The 16676-nt window shown below is 54.5% G+C and carries 15 protein-coding genes; 8 read left to right on the top strand and 7 right to left on the bottom strand.

The window, feature by feature from the left end:
• Positions 1-99: 99 nt before the first annotated feature.
• The gene (locus QLG21_RS17390; RefSeq protein ID WP_058608566.1) at positions 100-423 is read left to right on the top strand and encodes a cupin domain-containing protein; all 324 of its coding nucleotides are present in this window, start codon (positions 100-102) and stop codon (positions 421-423) included.
• Between the two features lie 44 nt (positions 424-467).
• Here the strand turns inward: QLG21_RS17390 and wzz(fepE) are convergent, their stop codons facing one another.
• Positions 468-1592 (bottom strand): LPS O-antigen length regulator Wzz(fepE), encoded by a 1125-nt coding sequence (wzz(fepE), locus tag QLG21_RS17385; RefSeq protein ID WP_058608567.1) that lies wholly within the window; start codon positions 1590-1592, stop codon positions 468-470.
• Between the two features lie 544 nt (positions 1593-2136).
• On the opposite strand from wzz(fepE), the gene QLG21_RS17380 reads away from it, so the two are divergent.
• Genes QLG21_RS17380 through QLG21_RS17365 form a run of 4 tightly spaced genes read left to right on the top strand, consistent with a single transcriptional unit; the run spans position 2137 to position 6362 of the window.
• Positions 2137-3027: a sugar ABC transporter permease gene (locus QLG21_RS17380; RefSeq protein ID WP_137849889.1), complete on the top strand. Its 891-nt coding sequence runs from the start codon at positions 2137-2139 to the stop codon at positions 3025-3027.
• The gene (locus QLG21_RS17375) at positions 3020-3922 is read left to right on the top strand and encodes a carbohydrate ABC transporter permease (RefSeq protein WP_006178334.1); all 903 of its coding nucleotides are present in this window, start codon (positions 3020-3022) and stop codon (positions 3920-3922) included. Before QLG21_RS17380 ends, QLG21_RS17375 begins: the two co-directional genes overlap by 8 nt.
• A 12-nt stretch (positions 3923-3934) precedes the next feature.
• The gene (locus QLG21_RS17370; RefSeq protein WP_101737035.1) at positions 3935-5062 is read left to right on the top strand and encodes an ABC transporter ATP-binding protein; all 1128 of its coding nucleotides are present in this window, start codon (positions 3935-3937) and stop codon (positions 5060-5062) included.
• Positions 5063-5075: 13 nt separating this feature from the next.
• Complete coding sequence (locus tag QLG21_RS17365) at positions 5076-6362, top strand: ABC transporter substrate-binding protein (protein WP_006178337.1); 1287 nt, start codon at positions 5076-5078, stop codon at positions 6360-6362.
• Positions 6363-6448: 86 nt separating this feature from the next.
• Here the strand turns inward: QLG21_RS17365 and QLG21_RS17360 are convergent, their stop codons facing one another.
• From QLG21_RS17360 to kduI, 3 genes are all read right to left on the bottom strand, one after another.
• Positions 6449-7882: a sugar porter family MFS transporter gene (locus tag QLG21_RS17360; protein WP_265348730.1), complete on the bottom strand. Its 1434-nt coding sequence runs from the start codon at positions 7880-7882 to the stop codon at positions 6449-6451.
• A 294-nt stretch (positions 7883-8176) separates the two neighbouring features.
• Positions 8177-8938 carry a 2-dehydro-3-deoxy-D-gluconate 5-dehydrogenase KduD gene (kduD, locus tag QLG21_RS17355; RefSeq protein WP_006178340.1) on the bottom strand — a complete coding sequence of 254 codons (762 nt, stop codon included), beginning with the start codon at positions 8936-8938 and terminating at the stop codon, positions 8177-8179.
• 63 nt (positions 8939-9001) lie between these two features.
• A complete protein-coding gene (gene kduI, locus QLG21_RS17350; RefSeq protein WP_137849892.1) occupies positions 9002-9838 on the bottom strand; it encodes a 5-dehydro-4-deoxy-D-glucuronate isomerase in 837 nt (278 codons plus the stop codon).
• A gap of 412 nt (positions 9839-10250) precedes the next feature.
• Between kduI and QLG21_RS17345 the strand changes: the two genes are divergently transcribed.
• On the top strand, positions 10251-11426 hold the full coding sequence (locus QLG21_RS17345) for an oligogalacturonate lyase family protein (protein WP_006178342.1): 1176 nt from the start codon (positions 10251-10253) through the stop codon (positions 11424-11426).
• 161 nt (positions 11427-11587) lie between these two features.
• Here QLG21_RS17345 and QLG21_RS17340 read toward each other — a convergent pair whose 3' ends face one another.
• From QLG21_RS17340 to QLG21_RS17330, 3 genes are all read right to left on the bottom strand, one after another.
• Positions 11588-12271, bottom strand: coding sequence for an oligogalacturonate-specific porin KdgM family protein (locus QLG21_RS17340; protein ID WP_006178343.1), 684 nt, complete (start codon positions 12269-12271; stop codon positions 11588-11590).
• 316 nt (positions 12272-12587) lie between these two features.
• A complete protein-coding gene (locus QLG21_RS17335; protein WP_006178345.1) occupies positions 12588-13766 on the bottom strand; it encodes an acetyl-CoA C-acetyltransferase in 1179 nt (392 codons plus the stop codon).
• Between the two features lie 93 nt (positions 13767-13859).
• Positions 13860-14726 (bottom strand): LysR family transcriptional regulator, encoded by an 867-nt coding sequence (locus QLG21_RS17330; RefSeq protein WP_006178346.1) that lies wholly within the window; start codon positions 14724-14726, stop codon positions 13860-13862.
• Between the two features lie 105 nt (positions 14727-14831).
• Here QLG21_RS17330 and QLG21_RS17325 point away from each other — a divergent pair, with 105 nt between their 5' ends.
• The gene (locus tag QLG21_RS17325; protein WP_042321875.1) at positions 14832-15293 is read left to right on the top strand and encodes a multidrug/biocide efflux PACE transporter; all 462 of its coding nucleotides are present in this window, start codon (positions 14832-14834) and stop codon (positions 15291-15293) included.
• A 119-nt stretch (positions 15294-15412) separates the two neighbouring features.
• Positions 15413-16642, top strand: coding sequence for an amino acid permease (locus tag QLG21_RS17320; RefSeq protein WP_058608570.1), 1230 nt, complete (start codon positions 15413-15415; stop codon positions 16640-16642).
• Positions 16643-16676: the final 34 nt, after the last annotated feature.

The following is a 16676-nucleotide window of genomic DNA, read 5'->3' as shown; positions in this document are numbered from 1 at the left end:
TGTGATCCTGTTTCCAGTTCTTTAGCAGCGCGTTTCTTTTTCATTTTTGCTGGGATAAATTAAATGAAACAATGTTTCACATTAAATCAAGGCGGAGATATGTTTGTTTTCCATAAAGAGACGACGCTGGACGATCTGGGCAACGGCGTCACGCGACGCATTCTGGCGCATAACGGTAAGATGATGGCGGTTGAGGTTAATTTTGAACAGGGCGCCATTGGCCCGATGCATAACCATCCGCATGAGCAGCTAACCTATGTTCTCTCCGGTGAGTTTGAGTTCACCATCGGGGAAGAGAAACGCGTGGTGACGGCGGGCGATACGCTGTACAAGGAGCCGCATGTAATGCACGGCTGCGTGTGCCTGAAACCCGGCACGCTGCTGGATACCTTCACGCCGGTCCGCGAGGATTTCCTGAAATAAAAAGGGGCGCTGAAACAGCGCCCCTTCTCGTTATTACCGCAGGTTTATTCCGTGACCGGTTCAGGCAGCGGAGCGCGTGCAATCATGGCGCCGCGCAGCAGCACGCTGCCGCAGGCAAACAGGCCGCCAACCAGCGCGGCAAGAATCACAATCAACGCTTTACCCGGGCCGTCTTTTTTCACTGGCATTGACGGAGTAAGCTGATATTTAAACGGCTCCAGCTTGACGTCTTCAACGGACAGGTTTTGCAGCTGGGCCAGGAAGTATTCGCGGTTCTGGAAGTCGGCGTTCAGCTCGGCAACGTCTTTGAGGTTCTTTTCAATCTGCAGCTTTTGCGCGATACCGTCCGCCCCGAGCGCAACGGAATAATCCGGGTCATCTTTCACTGCCTGACCATTGCTGTAGACCGGTTTTTTGATGCCGGCCGCGTTCGCCACTTCCAGCGAATAGTTAAGACGCTGCAGATTAGTGTTATGCAGATTGGTCAGACGCACACGATCCAGCGCCAGCTGCTGCTGCACCACTTTCGTTTTCAGCGCGATCTGATTACGAATATTCTGCATCGTCTCCTGCTCAACGATATGGGTGATATAGTCAACGTAACCCTCCAGCACCGTCTGCGCGTCACCTGCCGTCGGCGCGGTAAAGCTCAGCGTCCAGGAGACGTACGGCGCTTTATCCGCATCTTTCGCCAGGGTGTTATCCGTCGCTTTCATTTTTTCAGAGATATTCACCACCGCGCGGTGCAGTTCCAGCGGGTCCACGTTGGTGCCTTCCAGCTGCGACATCACATACGGGGAGTTCTTCATGTACTCTTCGAGCAGCGTCTGCGACTGAAACTTTTTGATGAACATATTAAATACGTCAGGACGGTCGACCTTCACGTCCACATCCAGTACCTGCAAGGCCACCATCATCTGTCGCAGCGGGTTCCACTGCGTCTGCTCGGCAGGGGTGATCACGGCTTTACTGGTCCACTTTTGCGGCATGAGATACGCAATGGCCAGGCCCGCCAGGGCAAAGGTAAACGTAATCGCAATGATGCGTTTTTTCGCCGCCAACAGGACGTCCAGCAGTCCCAGAAGGTCAATCTCTTTTGCGCTGTGAGCCGGGGAGGTATAGCGGGGAAAATCGAGGTCCGTATTTTTCTTGAAGTCCATTGCTGACATAACCGTTCTTCTTTTTAAGAGGCAGTAAATTTCTGCTCGATGGGTTCTCGTAAACCGATGATACAAGAAAGTAAGAATTATCTGAACGCGAGATTAGTCCAACTGTACACCGACTATCAGAATTAGTAGTTACCCTGTTCACAATTTCGTTGTTAATTATCCCTCCCTCATTTTTCGACCTTCCGCCGCAAAACTGGGTTCTGGGGCTTACTGAAAAGTCAAAAATGCCACCGCCCTCACCTTATTGAAACACCGTTTCGACATTGATCACATTTCCATCATTAAGCGAATGACGCGGAAACAAATCGCAATAAAATAAATTAAAACGACGTTTTAGTATTCAAAAACAGTGGTTCGTCTCTTTTGAAACTAAACCCGCGCGCAGCGAGCACAGCTCTACAAAATCCTTAAAAAACAATATGTCAATGAGTACAGCCGAGACGCGCAGCCCTAAGCATTCTCGCTCATGCCGCACTTAACAGGCGTGGGCGCGGTAACGAAACGCAGATTCCGTTTTAAACCATCGATCGCCAGGTAGGTATGTATGAATGAAAACAAGCTGCTGGGGTTAGCGTGGATATCGCCCTACATAATTGGGCTGATACTCTTTACGGCTTTCCCTTTTGTCTCATCGTTCTTTCTCAGCTTTACGGATTACGATCTGATGAGCCCGCCGGTGTTTAACGGCATTGAGAACTATCGCTACATGTTTACCGAAGACACGCTCTTCTGGAAATCAATGGGCGTGACGTTCGCGTATGTATTTTTAACCATCCCCTTAAAGCTCGCGTTTGCATTAGGAATAGCGTTTGTTCTGAACTTTAAATTACGTGGCATCGGATTCTTCCGTACCGCCTACTATATTCCCTCTATTCTCGGCAGTTCCGTCGCCATTGCGGTGCTCTGGCGCGCGCTTTTTGCCATTGATGGCCTGCTTAACAGCTTTATCGGGGTGTTTGGTTTAGACCCGGTGAACTGGCTGGGCGAGCCGTCTCTGGCGCTGATGTCCGTGACGCTGCTGCGCGTCTGGCAGTTTGGCTCCGCGATGGTCATCTTCCTCGCGGCGCTGCAAAACGTGCCGCAGTCGCAGTATGAAGCGGCGATGATCGACGGGGCGTCAAAATGGCAGATGTTCATGAAAGTGACCGTGCCGCTGATTACCCCGGTGATTTTCTTCAACTTCATCATGCAGACGACCCAGGCGTTCCAGGAATTTACCGGGCCATACGTCATCACCGGCGGCGGGCCAACCTACTCGACCTACCTGTTCTCGCTCTATATCTACGACACCGCGTTTAAATACTTCGACATGGGGTACGGGGCGGCGCTGGCGTGGGTTCTGTTCCTGGTGGTCGCCGTCTTTGCCGGTATCGCCTTTAAGTCGTCGAAATACTGGGTGTTCTACTCCGCCGATAAAGGAGGCAAAAATGGCTGATATCCAACAACTCTCCACGGCGAGAAGCGTCGCCGAGCGCGAAGTGGCGCGCACCCTGCGCAAAGAGAAGATCAACGCCAGCATTCGCTACGTGATCCTGCTGTTTGTCGGCCTGCTGATGCTTTACCCGCTGGTGTGGATGTTCTCGGCGTCGTTCAAACCGAACCACGAGATCTTCACCACCCTGAGCCTGTGGCCTGCCCACGCCACATGGGACGGCTTCGTTAACGGCTGGAAAACCGGGACCGAGTACAACTTTGGCCATTACATGCTGAACACCTTTAAGTATGTGATCCCCAAAGTGATCCTGACCATTATCTCCTCCACCATCGTGGCGTACGGCTTTGCCCGCTTCGAGATCCCGTGGAAGAAGTTCTGGTTCGCCACGCTCATCACCACCATGCTGCTGCCGAGCACCGTGCTGCTGATCCCGCAGTACCTGATGTTCCGTGAAATGGGCATGCTGAACAGCTACATGCCGCTGTACCTGCCGCTGGCCTTCGCCACGCAGGGGTTCTTCGTGTTCATGCTGATCCAGTTCCTGCGCGGCGTGCCGCGTGACATGGAGGAAGCCGCACAGATTGACGGCTGTAACTCCATTCAGGTGCTGTGGTATGTGGTCGTGCCGATTCTGAAGCCTGCCATCATCTCCGTCGCCCTGTTCCAGTTTATGTGGTCCATGAACGACTTTATCGGGCCGCTGATCTATGTCTACAGCGTGGATAAATACCCGATTGCACTGGCTCTGAAAATGTCCATCGACGTCACCGAAGGGGCGCCGTGGAACGAAATTCTGGCAATGGCGAGCATCTCCATTTTGCCATCCATCATCGTCTTCTTCCTGGCACAGCGCTACTTCGTCCAGGGCGTGACCAGCAGCGGAATTAAAGGTTAAGAGGGAAATACCATGGCTGAAGTTATCTTCAACAAACTGGAAAAGGTCTACTCCAACGGCTTCAAAGCGGTACATGCTATCGACCTGAAAATCGCTGAAGGCGAGTTTATGGTGATCGTCGGGCCGTCCGGCTGCGCCAAATCCACCACCCTGCGCATGCTGGCCGGGCTGGAGACCATCAGCGGCGGCGAAGTGCGCATCGGCGAGAAGATTGTGAACAACCTCGCACCGAAAGAGCGCGGGATCGCGATGGTGTTCCAGAACTATGCGCTCTATCCGCACATGACGGTGCGCGAGAACCTGGCCTTTGGCCTGAAGCTCAGCAAGCTGCCGAAAGATCAGATTGAGTCTCAGGTGAACGAGGCGGCCAAAATCCTCGAGCTGGAAGAGTTGCTCGACCGTCTGCCGCGTCAGCTTTCCGGCGGTCAGGCACAGCGCGTGGCCGTAGGCCGTGCGATTGTCAAAAAGCCGGACGTGTTCCTGTTCGATGAGCCGCTGTCGAACCTCGATGCCAAGCTGCGCGCCTCCATGCGCATCCGCATTTCCGACCTGCACAAACAGCTTAAGGCGTCAGGCAAACCGGCCACCACCGTCTATGTGACTCACGACCAGACCGAAGCGATGACCATGGGCGACCGCATCTGCGTGATGAAGCTCGGCCACATCATGCAGGTGGATACCCCGGACAACCTTTATCACAAACCCAAAAACATGTTCGTGGCGGGCTTTATCGGCGCGCCGGAGATGAACATTCGCACCTGCCGTCTGGTGGAAAAAGAGGGCCGACTGCATATCGCCATCGGGGCTGAATCCATGCCGTTAAACGCGGCCATGCAGGAGAAAGTCTCCGCTTATGCCGGGCAGGAGGTCTTTTACGGCGTGCGCCCGGAATTTGTTTCGCTCTCCGACGAGCCGTTCCCGAACGGCGGATGCAGCGGCGAGATGGTGCGCGTCGAAAATATGGGCCACGAATTCTTTGTTTACCTCAAAGTCGCGGACTACGAACTGACCGCCCGAATTCCTTCCGATGAAGCCAAACCGATGATTGATAAAGGCCTTCATCGCAAGGTGTACTTCACGTTTGACATGAATAAGTGTCATGTTTTTGACGCGAAAACCGAGCAGAACATCTCTCTTTAATGGAGTTATAAAAATGAAAAAAGTGCTTTTAAGCGCAGCAATCTCCGCGACTCTGGGCCTTACCGCATTGCCATCGATGGCGCAAAATGTCGATTTACGCATGTCCTGGTGGGGCGGCAATGGCCGTCACCAGGTCACCCTGAAAGCGCTGGAAGAGTTCCATAAACAGAACCCGGACATTAACGTCAAAGCAGAATACACCGGCTGGGACGGCCACTTATCGCGCCTGACGACCCAGATTGCAGGCGGCACCGAACCGGACGTGATGCAGACCAACTGGAACTGGCTGCCGATTTTCTCTAAAACCGGTGACGGCTTCTACGATCTGAACACGCTGAAAGACACCATTGACCTGACGCAGTTCGATCCGAAAGAGCTGCAGTCGACCACGGTTAACGGCAAGCTGAACGGCATTCCGATCTCCGTCACCGCGCGCGTTTTCTATTTCAACGACGAGACCTGGAAAAAAGCGGGCGTTGAATACCCAAAAACCTGGGACGAGCTGATGGCCGCCGGTAAGGCGTTCGAGAGCAAACTCGGCAAGCAGTATTATCCGGTAGTGCTGGAACATCAGGACACCCTGGCGCTGCTGAACTCCTACATGATCCAGAAATACAACATTCCGGCGGTGGACGAGAAGACCAAAAAGTTCACTTATTCCAAAGAGCAGTGGGTTGAGTTTTTCCAGACCTACAAAAAGCTGATCGACAGTCACGTCATGCCGGACACCAAATACTATGCGTCGTTTGGCAAGAGCAACATGTATGAGATGAAGCCGTGGATCCAGGGCGAATGGGGCGGAACCTACATGTGGAACTCAACCATTAACAAATACTCCGACAACCTGAAGCCACCGGCAAAACTGGCGCTGGGTAATTATCCGATGCTGCCGGGCGCGACCGACGCGGGCCTGTTCTTTAAACCGGCGCAGATGCTGTCGATTGGTAAATCCACCAAGAACCCGCAGGCGGCGGCGAAGCTGATTAACTTCCTGCTGAACAGCAAAGAGGGGGTGGACACGCTGGGGCTGGAACGCGGCGTGCCGCTGAGCAAAGCGGCGGTGCAGTTCCTCACCGAGGACGGCACGATCAAGGAGAACGACCCGTCGGTTGCCGGCCTGCGCCTGGCGCAATCCCTGCCGACAAAACTCTCCGTTTCACCCTATTTTGACGACCCGCAAATCGTGGCGCAGTTTGGCACGTCGTTGCAGTACCTCGACTACGGTCAGAAAACCGTCGAAGAGACCGCCGCTGACTTCCAGCGTCAGGCGGAACGTATTTTAAGACGTGCGATGCGGTAAAAAAACAAAGCCGGGTGGCGCTTACGCTTACCCGGCCTACAGGCTATCGTAGGCCCGGTAAGCGTAAGCGCCACCGGGCAATAAAATCACACGCCTATGTTTTTTAACTTCTCCCCCGCCATCAGCTTGCGTTCAATATGCTCCAGCGTCACCCCTTTGGTTTCTGGGATCAGCCAGAACGTTACGCCAATAAACGCCACGTTCAGCACCGTGTAGAGCCAGAATGTTCCCGCTGCACCAATGGCATCCAGCAGCGTCAGGAACGTCGCACCGATAATCATGTTCGACACCCAGTTGGTGGTGGTGGAACAGGTGATACCAAAGTCGCGGCATTTTAGCGGCTGAATTTCAGAGCACAGGATCCACACCACCGGCGCGGCGCTCATTGCATAACCGGCAATGCACATCATGGTCATGCCGACGGAGAGCCAGGAAAGCCCGCTCGACGCCGTGCCCTGATCAAACTGCATCAGGCAATAGCCGAGGATCAGCGTACCGAGCGCCATCACGCTAAAGCCAATTTTCAGCGCCGGTTTACGTCCGGCTTTATCGACGGTAAATACGGCAATAAAGGTGGCGAACATAAAGGTCAGCCCGACCACCAGGGTGGCGATCATCTGCTGCTCGGTCGTGGTGAAGCCCGCCATTTTAAAGATGCGCGGGGCGTAGTACATGATGATGTTCATGCCCGTAAACTGCTGCATCGCCTGCAAGAGCATTCCCAGAAACACGGCGCGGCGCACGTTGCGGTTGACCTTAAACAGCGCCCAGCCGCCCTGCTTCAGCTTCAGGCTTTCGCGGATCTCGTTCAACTCGTCACGCGCTTTTTCAGAGGTGTCACGCAGCATTCGCAGCACTTCTTCCGCCTCGACGTGGCGGCCTTTTTGCGCCAGCCAGCGCGGGCTATTCGGCAGAAAAATCACCAGCACCATCAGCAACAGCGCGGGCAACGCCAGCACGCCGAGCATGGCGCGCCAGTTACCGGTGTAGCTGAACCAGGTATCGGAAAGAAACGCCAGCACGATGCCGAGCGTCACCATCAGCTGATACATGCTGATCATCTTGCCGCGCACGTTCTCGCTCGCCATTTCGGAGAGATACAGCGGCGCGGTGTAGGAGGCGATCCCCACAGCCACGCCAAGCAGCACGCGGGAGAGCAACAGCACCTCAACGCTTGTGGCAAACGCCGACCCCAGTGAACCGGCCACAAACAGGATCGCCCCGACCATCAGGCTGTACTTTCGTCCCAGGCGGAACGAGAGCCAGCCGTTGAACAACGCCCCAATTGCGGCGCCCAGCATCATGCTGCTCACCACCCACTCCTGCAGGCGATGACTTAACGTGAAATGATCGGTGATAAACGGCAGCGCACCGGCGATAACGCCGATATCCAGCCCAAACAACAGACCCGCTACGGCCGCCGCGACGGAGACAAACTGGTTCATGCGGCGGGTGTCGCGCAGCGCCGCAGGCATGAGGGTAGAGTCATTGAGAGATGTCATAGTTTCCTGCCTGAACAGCGAAATTCGTTCACTGAAATTACGAGATAGCGCGGAAAAGTGTCAGGCCGGAACTGGTGAAGATATGGATTATTTCGCTGCAAGGTAGCGTTATGTGATGGACATTACACTTTCAACTAATCCTGAATAATCCTCTGTTTTGACTAATTTCTTAATTTACAACAGATTATAGTGTGACCAGCATCAACCCACGCTTATCAATATGGATTTTTCATCTTTAGCGATATGGATAATGGGTATTTCGAGGCAAAAAAAACCTCCGCCCAAGGGCAGAGGTTATTACCGACTGGGGTATTAACGCGCCAGCCAGCCGCCGTCAACGGCCACGGTGTAACCGTTGATATAGTCAGACGCCGGGGAAGCCAGGAAGACAACCGGCCCCATCAGATCGCTCGGCAGGCCCCAGCGTCCCGCAGGGATACGCTCAAGGATAGCCGCGCTACGCTCTTCATCAGCACGCAGCTGCTGGGTATTGTTAGTCGCCATGTAGCCCGGTGCAATCGCGTTAACGTTGATGTTGTGCTGCGCCCACTCGTTCGCCAGCAGGCGGGTAACGCCCATTACCGCGCTTTTAGACGCCGTGTAGGATGGCACGCGAATACCGCCCTGGAAGGAGAGCATCGACGCGATATTAATGATCTTGCCACCGTTGCCCTGGGCAATAAAGTGCTTCGCCGCCGCCTGAGACATAAAGAACACGCTCTTGATGTTCAGGTTCATGACGTCGTCCCAGTCGCGCTCGCTAAAGCTGATCGCGTCTTCGCGACGGATCAGGCCCGCGTTGTTGACCAGAATATCGATATGTCCGTACTCCGCCACCGCGCGCTCCAGCAGCTCCGGGATGACGTCAATTTGACGCAGGTCGGCGGTCAGGCTCAGGAAGCGGCGGCCCAGCGCGGTAACGCGCTCGATGGTTTCCGTTGGTTCAACGATGTTGATGCCCACGATATCGCAGCCCGCTTCCGCCAGGCCTAACGCCATCCCCTGACCCAGCCCGGTGTCACAACCGGACACGACAGCCACTTTACCCTGCAGAGAAAATGCATCCAGAATCATGTTTGTTCCTCACTCTATCAGCGCCTGTCACCAACAGGCAGGTTTAAACTTAACTGCCTGCGACTAGCGCAGATCTTTTACTGCGACGTGGTCCATGTCATCGAAGACCTGGTTTTCACCGACCATACCCCAGATGAAGGTATAGGCCTTCGTTCCCACGCCTGAATGAATCGACCAGCTCGGCGAAATGACCGCCTGTTCGTTATGCATCACGATATGACGCGTTTCCTGCGGCTGCCCCATCATGTGGAACACGCAGGCGTCGTCATCCATATTGAAATAGAAGTAAACTTCCATGCGGCGTTCGTGGGTATGGCACGGCATGGTATTCCACAGGTTACCCGGCGCCAGCTCGGTCAGCCCCATGCTCAGCTGGCAGGTTTCCAGCACATCCGGCACAAAGTATTTGTTGATGGTGCGGCGGTTGCTGGTGAGGTCATCGCCAAGCGTGACCGGAGCCACGTCCGCCGGGGTCACTTTTTTGGTGGGATAAGAGGTATGGGCCGGGGCGCAGTTGTAGTAAAACTTCGCAGGTTTACCGCTGTCGATGCTGGCAAACACCACCTCTTTGGCCCCTTTCCCCACGTACAACGCATCGCGATGGCCGATTTCGTAGCACTGGCCGTCGACGGTAATGGTGCCCGGCCCGCCGATGTTGATCACGCCCAGCTCACGACGCTCCAGAAAATAGCTCACGCCCAGCTGCTTACCCACTTCCCCGCCTACTGAGACGTTTTTTGCAACCGGCATGATCCCACCGACGATAATGCGGTCAATGTGGCTATACACCATGGTGTAGTTATCGGCTGTAAAAACCTGCTCAACTAAAAACTCACTGCGCAGCCCCTGGGTATCCAGCGTTTTTGCATGCGCACTGTGGATGCTTTGTCTGACGTCCACCTTAACCTCCAGAATTGATCGTGCCCGAAGGCAGAGATAATTAACGAAACGATGTTCCGTTTTGTTGATGAAGACATACTATCCCTTGAATCAGGGGTTTTCAATTACATTTAAAACAACGTTTCAATTTTTCTGTGAGTTTATAGCAAAAATGGCGTTCGGATCACGATTGTCTGGTGTCAGTGAAATGAGAGCAAGGGGACAAAATGAATATTTATGATAAGAAACAAAGCATTATAAAACCTTCAACTTTTAACGCCGACAAAAACATTTCGCGTTAAAAATCAAAGATTGCGGCTTAGCGGTCACTCTTTATTACAAAGTGCGCGGCCAGTCACACACATTGAAACGATGTTTTGATAATTTAGAGGCAAGTTTTCAATTCAACTTTTCTCTTTTAAAGGAGTGCATTATGGCTAAAGGTATGCGGGTCAAGCTGAACTATGCGGTCAGCCGCGATCCGGATACGGGCGTGGAAGTCACCCGCCTGACCCCGCCCGAGGTAACCTGTCATCGCAACTACTTCTACCAGAAGTGCTTCTTTAACGATGGCAGCCATCTGCTGTTTGCCGGGGAATTTGACGGTCACTGGAATTACTACCTGCTGGATCTGAAAAATGCAGAAGCGGTGCAGCTGACGGAAGGTGCGGGTGATAACACCTTCGGCGGGTTCCTCTCGCCGGATGACACTTCGTTCTACTATGTGAAGAACGATCGCACGCTGCTGGAGGTGAATTTAAAGACCCTGGCCGAGCGCGAAGTGTACCGCGTCCCCGATGAGTGGGTCGGCTATGGTACCTGGGTTGCCAACAGCGACTGCACCAAACTGGTGGGGATCGAAATTGACAAAGCTGACTGGACGCCGCTAAACGACTGGAAAATTTTCCACGACTTTTTCCACAAAGGGCCGCACTGCCGCCTGCTGCGCGTGGACCTGAAAACCGGCGAAAGCACGACCATTCTCGACGAGAAAATCTGGCTCGGCCATCCGATCTATCGCCCGTTTGATGACAATACCGTGGCCTTCTGCCATGAAGGCCCGCACGACCTGGTCGATGCCCGCATGTGGCTGGTTAACGAAGACGGTAGCAACGTACGTAAGGTAAAAGCGCACGCGGAAGGCGAAAGCTGCACCCACGAATTCTGGGTACCGGACGGTTCTGCGCTGATATATGTCTCTTATTTAAAAGGGCAACAGGGGCGCACCATCAGCCGCTTTAACCCGGAGAGCGGCGTGAATGAAGAGGTGATGCAGATGCCCGCCTGTTCACACCTGATGAGCAACGCTGACGGCACCCTGCTGGTAGGCGATGGCTCCGGCACGCCGGTCGATGTGAAAGACACCGGTGGCTACACTATCGATAACGATCCATATCTTTATGGCTTTAACGTGGCGGAAAAAGCCTGGTTCCGTATCGCCCGTCACGATACCTCCTGGGCGACGGTCGCGAACAGCCGCCAGGTCACCCATCCGCATCCCTCCTTTACTCCGGATGATAAGGCGGTACTGTACAGTTCCGATAAAGACGGCAAACCGGCGCTCTATATCGCGAAACTCCCCGAGCAACCCGACATGTTGCATGCATGATTTGAGTTTGTGTTTCTGTAACTGGCCTTGCCCTCCGCTACGGAGGGCTTTTTTTTAGCTGATTGCGCGATTATTTTTTGCCAGCCAGAGACGTAGAGGAAAAGAGCAGGCCGGGTAAGCGTTAGCGCCACCCGGCGGGTTTTGGGGAAGGGGCTGAATGATTAGAACGAGTACGCCACGCCTAAACGGAAACGGGTCTGACGCTCATCGGTCTCTTTCACGCCCACGTTGCCAACTTCAACATACGGCGCCCAGTTTTTATCCCATTTATACGCCAGCTTGGCGTTATATTCGTTGGAGTAATCTTTATTGTTATTACGAACCATGCCTTCTGAACTTTTCGCATAAACATAGTTCAGCTCGGTACGCCAGTCGCCTAATACCCAGCCTACCCACGCATCGCCACGGTTAACTTTATCGTCTTCTTTATTTGCGCTGGACGGATAGCGGGTATATTCATAGCGGTAACGCGCAGCCACATAGAAGCCACTGTCGAAGCTATATTGCAGATGCAGATTCGGTTTATAGATAGTTCGGCTGTCATTGCTCTCAATAGTAAATGCAGGCGTCAGCGCAATATTGTCCGTGGCTTTCCAGCGCCAGCTAATTTGATCTTCATGACCGTTACCCACCATATCGGTAAATGGCCGGTCGGCCTTATCACCACCGGATTTCCATTTCGCTTCAACAGAAAAACCCAGGCCATTGGCAAAGCGATGCGAGACCGAGACGCGGTCCGCATTCGAGCCGCTATCGATGTATTCGTGGCGCAGGTCGACCGTGACAGCCTGTGCCGCGAATGACGCACCAATAAGGGAAGCAAGGACCAGAGATTGTTTAAACATGACAAAACCCTCAATTAAAATAACGTTTCGTTTTTATGAAACTGGAGTTTATTTTTTAAATAGCGTTATTTTAGTGACCAGGATCGAAATTATTTGTTTCACTTTTTTTGGCAAGAATGGACGTGAAGCCCATCAACAAAACGCGGCGATTAAGGGTAAATTTCAGGAGAGAGATCACACAAAGCACTTAGCGACGTTAATTATTTCGCGCGCAAGCGTTTTTAAATGCATCAGAAAGAGCTGATAAGGGTAAAAATAGATTTCCGGATGTCAAAAAAAAACCTCCCGGCAGGAGGTTTTCTCAGAGGCAGAACCGTCAGCGTTCAATCGCCAGCGCCACCCCTTGCCCACCGCCGATACAGAGCGTTGCCAGCCCTTTGTGAGCGTTACGTTTTTTCATTTCGTGGACCAGGGAGACCAGAATGCGGCAGCCAGACGCGCCAATCGGATGACCGAGTGCGATTGCCCCGCCGTTAACGTTAACCCGTAGCGGATCCCATTCCAGCATTTTGCCCACCGAAATCGCCTGCGCCGCAAAGGCTTCGTTAACCTCTATCAGATCGACGTCGGAAAGTTGCCAGCCCGCGCGCTCAAGGCAGCGTCGGGTGGCATACACCGGGGCGATCCCCATCAGCGCAGGATCGACGCCTACACTGGCAAAGGCTTTAATGCGCGCGAGCACAGGGAGATTCAGCTCCTGCGCTTTGCTTTCGCTCATCATCAGCACCGCCGCCGCACCGTCGTTAATGGACGAGGCATTGCCTGCGGTGACGGATCCAAGCGTTTCAAAAGCGGGATTGAGCATTGCCAGCCCTTCTGCGCTGGCGTCGGTGCGCGGCTGCTCGTCGGTGTCCACCGCAATGGCCTCGCCGTTCTGCCGCTGTGTGCTGACCGGGACGATTTCATCGCGAAAACGCCCGGAATCAATGGCGGCACGCGCCTTTTGCTGTGAACTCAGGGCGTAGGCGTCCTGAAGCTCACGGCTGATGCCGTATTCACGCGCCAGATTCTCTGCCGTTACGCCCATGTGATAGTCATTGAAGGCATCCCACAGCCCGTCATGCACCAGGCTGTCGAGCAGCTGGCTGTTGCCGAGTTGCGCGCCGGTGCGGCTGTCGGTCAGGACGTGCGGGGCGCGGCTCATGTTCTCCTGGCCTCCGGCAATCACCACCTCCGCTTCGCCACACTGGATGGCCTGGGTCGCCAGGTGGAGCGCCTTTAAGCCCGAGCCACAGACATCGTTGATGGTTATCGCAGAGACGGTATTCGGCAAACCGCCCTTGAGCGCCGCCTGACGGGCAGGGTTTTGCCCCGCGCCCGCGGTCAGCACCTGGCCGAGGATCACCTCGTCTATTTCATGTGCGGCGATCCCGCTGCGTTCGACCAGCGCTTTGACCACCACGCTGCCAAGATCGACCGCAGAGTGACGCGCAAGCGCTCCCTGAAAACAGCCGATAGCCGTACGCAACGCACCCACTATAACGACATCTTTCATCACGACCTCTGTGCAAAATGACAGGACGATAGTAGAGGATTGTTATCAACAATTGATGCAATTGTTTAAAAATAGTGAGTTTAATCACAAGGATTAGCGTGCGTCCTGCAAATACTGGCGCAGCCAGCTTCCCGCGACGCCAGGTGGCGATCGTTTATTCCACAGCAGATCGATGGCTATCGATCGCGGCCAGCCCGGCACGTTGAGTTGAACCAGCGATTTTGCGGCCGCGAATTCATCCACCAGCGCACAGGGCAACGCGCACCAGCCAAAGCCCTGCACGGCCATACTCAGGAGTAACAGGTAATTCGGCGCGGACCAGACCGGCCCGCGCGCCCGCGTCGCCTCCCGCTCGAGGTAGGTGCTCAGCTGAAGCTCGCGCCAGCCGTGCAGTTCATCGGCTTTCGTCTCATGCTGACCCGCCAGCGGGTGGTTCGCCGAGACGTAGATTGCCATCCGGGTCTGCATGGGAAGCCGGGTCACGCCAATATCGGTCGGGTAGCTTTCCCGCGCTTCCGTCAGGCCAATCTGCGCCCGCTCCTTCTGCAGCAGGTCGATGACGTCCTCTTCCTCGCCAATCAGGCATTCGAATTCCGTATGGGGAAAACGCTGGTCGAACTGGTTCATCAGATCTTCCAGTACGTCCGGGTTGAGCGTATCGGAAAGCACGAACGTCAGGCGCGCTTCGGTCTGCGCGGTCAGCGACACCGCCAGCTCGTCCAGACGGGCGCTGGCGGCAAGAATCGACTGCACGTAGCCCAGCACCTGCTCGCCCTGGCTGGTTAACACCGGCTGGCGCGCCGAGCGGTCGAAGAGATCAAACCCGAGGTCGGCCTCCAGGTTCGCTATCGAGGTGCTGATGGTGGACTGGCTTTTGCGCAGGCGGCGCGCGGCGGCGGAAAAAGAGCCGGCGGCAACGGTTTCAACAAAGGCGGTGAGAGCTTCGGGAGAGTAACGCATGAAGTATCTACTTTATCGATGGATACCATCTTTTATATATCATCTTTAGCGATAAAAATAGGCGGCATTAACGCCCCATCTGGCGAAATAACGAGGTCTAATGCTATGCAACATCAGGATGCACTCCAACGTAAACTGCCGGAGCGGATCTTTCATGCCGTCTGTTTTGAAGGGATTGCCACGGCGATCCTCGCCCCGACGGCGGCGTATTTTATGCAGCGCTCCGTCGTTGAAATGGGCGGGTTAACCATTATTCTGGCGACCACCGCGATGCTCTGGAACATTATCTATAACTTTGGCTTCGACCGGTTCTGGCCCGTTCACCGCATCAAACGCACGGCTAAAGTGCGCGCCCTGCACGCGCTAGGGTTCGAGTGCGGGTTTATCGTCATCGGCGTCTCCATCGTTGCTGCGGTGCTGGGCGTCACGCTGTGGCAGGCGTTGTCCCTGGAGATTGGGTTCTTCCTGTTCTTCCTGCCCTACACCATGTTTTATAACTGGGCGTATGACACTCTGCGCGAGAAAATCATCAAGCGACGCCAGCAGCGACGCGCCCTGGCAAACTGATTTCCCTCAGGCCGGCTTACATCGCCGGCCAATCTCCTTCGAAGCAACTGCGCCCTCCGCTCACAATTATGATAAATTGCACTTCTTTTTGTTCGTTTTACAGTTGATACGTTGCTCTAATGTCGAAAATTTGGTCAAAAGAAGAGACTCTCTGGAGTTTCGCCCTCTACGGCACTGCCGTGGGCGCAGGAACGCTGTTCTTGCCCATTCAGCTCGGCTCCGCAGGCGCACTCGTCCTGCTGATTACCGCCCTCGTGGCATATCCCTTAACCTACTGGCCGCATAAAGCGCTCGCGCAGTTTATCCTGTCCTCGAAAACCACAGGCAACGAGGGCATCACCGGCGCGGTGAATCACTACTACGGCAAGAAGATCGGTAACCTGATCACCACGCTCTATTTCATCGCCTTCTTTGTGGTGGTGCTGATCTACGCGGTGGCGATCACCAACTCCTTAACCGAACAGCTGGCGAAGCGCATGACGATTACGCTCCCGGAGCGCATGCTGGTGAGCTTTGGCGTGGTGCTGGTGTTAAATCTGATCTTCCTGATGGGCCGCCACATCACCATCAAGGTCATGGGTTTCCTCGTCTTCCCGCTGATTGCCTATTTCCTGTTTGTGTCGCTCTATCTGACCGGCAGCTGGGAGCCAACGCTTCTGACCAGCCAGATGGCGTTCGATAAACATACGCTGCATCAGGTGTGGATTTCGATCCCGGTGATGGTTTTCGCTTTTAGCCATACCCCGATTATCTCGACGTTTGCCGTTGACCGTCGCGAAAAATACGGTGACGCGGCCATGGGTAAATGCAAAAAAATCATGAAGGTGGCTTACCTGATCATCTGCCTGAGCGTGCTGTTCTTTGTGTTCAGCTGCCTGCTCTCGATCCCGCCGTCCTATATCGTCGCCGCCAAAGAGGAAGGGGTCACCATCCTCTCTGCGCTGTCGATGATGCCTTCGTCTCCGGCCTGGCTGGGGGTCTCCGGCATTATTGTGGCGATTGTCGCGATGTCAAAATCGTTCCTTGGCACCTATTTCGGGGTGATTGAAGGGGCAACGGAGATCGTCAAATCGGGCCTGAATCAGGTGGGCGTGAAGAAAAGCCGCGCCTTTAACCGCGCGATTTCCATTCTGGGCGTGTCGCTGATCACCTTTGTGGTCTGCTGCATTAATCCGAATGCCATCTCGATGATTTACGCCATCAGCGGCCCGCTTATTGCCATGATCTTGTTCATCATGCCAACGCTTTCGACCTACCTTATCCCTTCGCTCAAGCCGTACCGCTCCATCGGCAACCTGCTGACGCTGATCGTCGGCGTGCTGTGCGTATCGGTAATGTTCGTCGGTTAAACACACGGTGTTCAGCGCCCGGCTGAACACCGCT

It is taken from the genome of Enterobacter sp. V87_3 (genome assembly GCF_029967835.1).
GTDB classification, from domain to species: Bacteria; Pseudomonadota; Gammaproteobacteria; order Enterobacterales; family Enterobacteriaceae; genus Enterobacter; species Enterobacter cancerogenus.
This window is presented reverse-complemented; position numbering and strand designations above follow the sequence as displayed.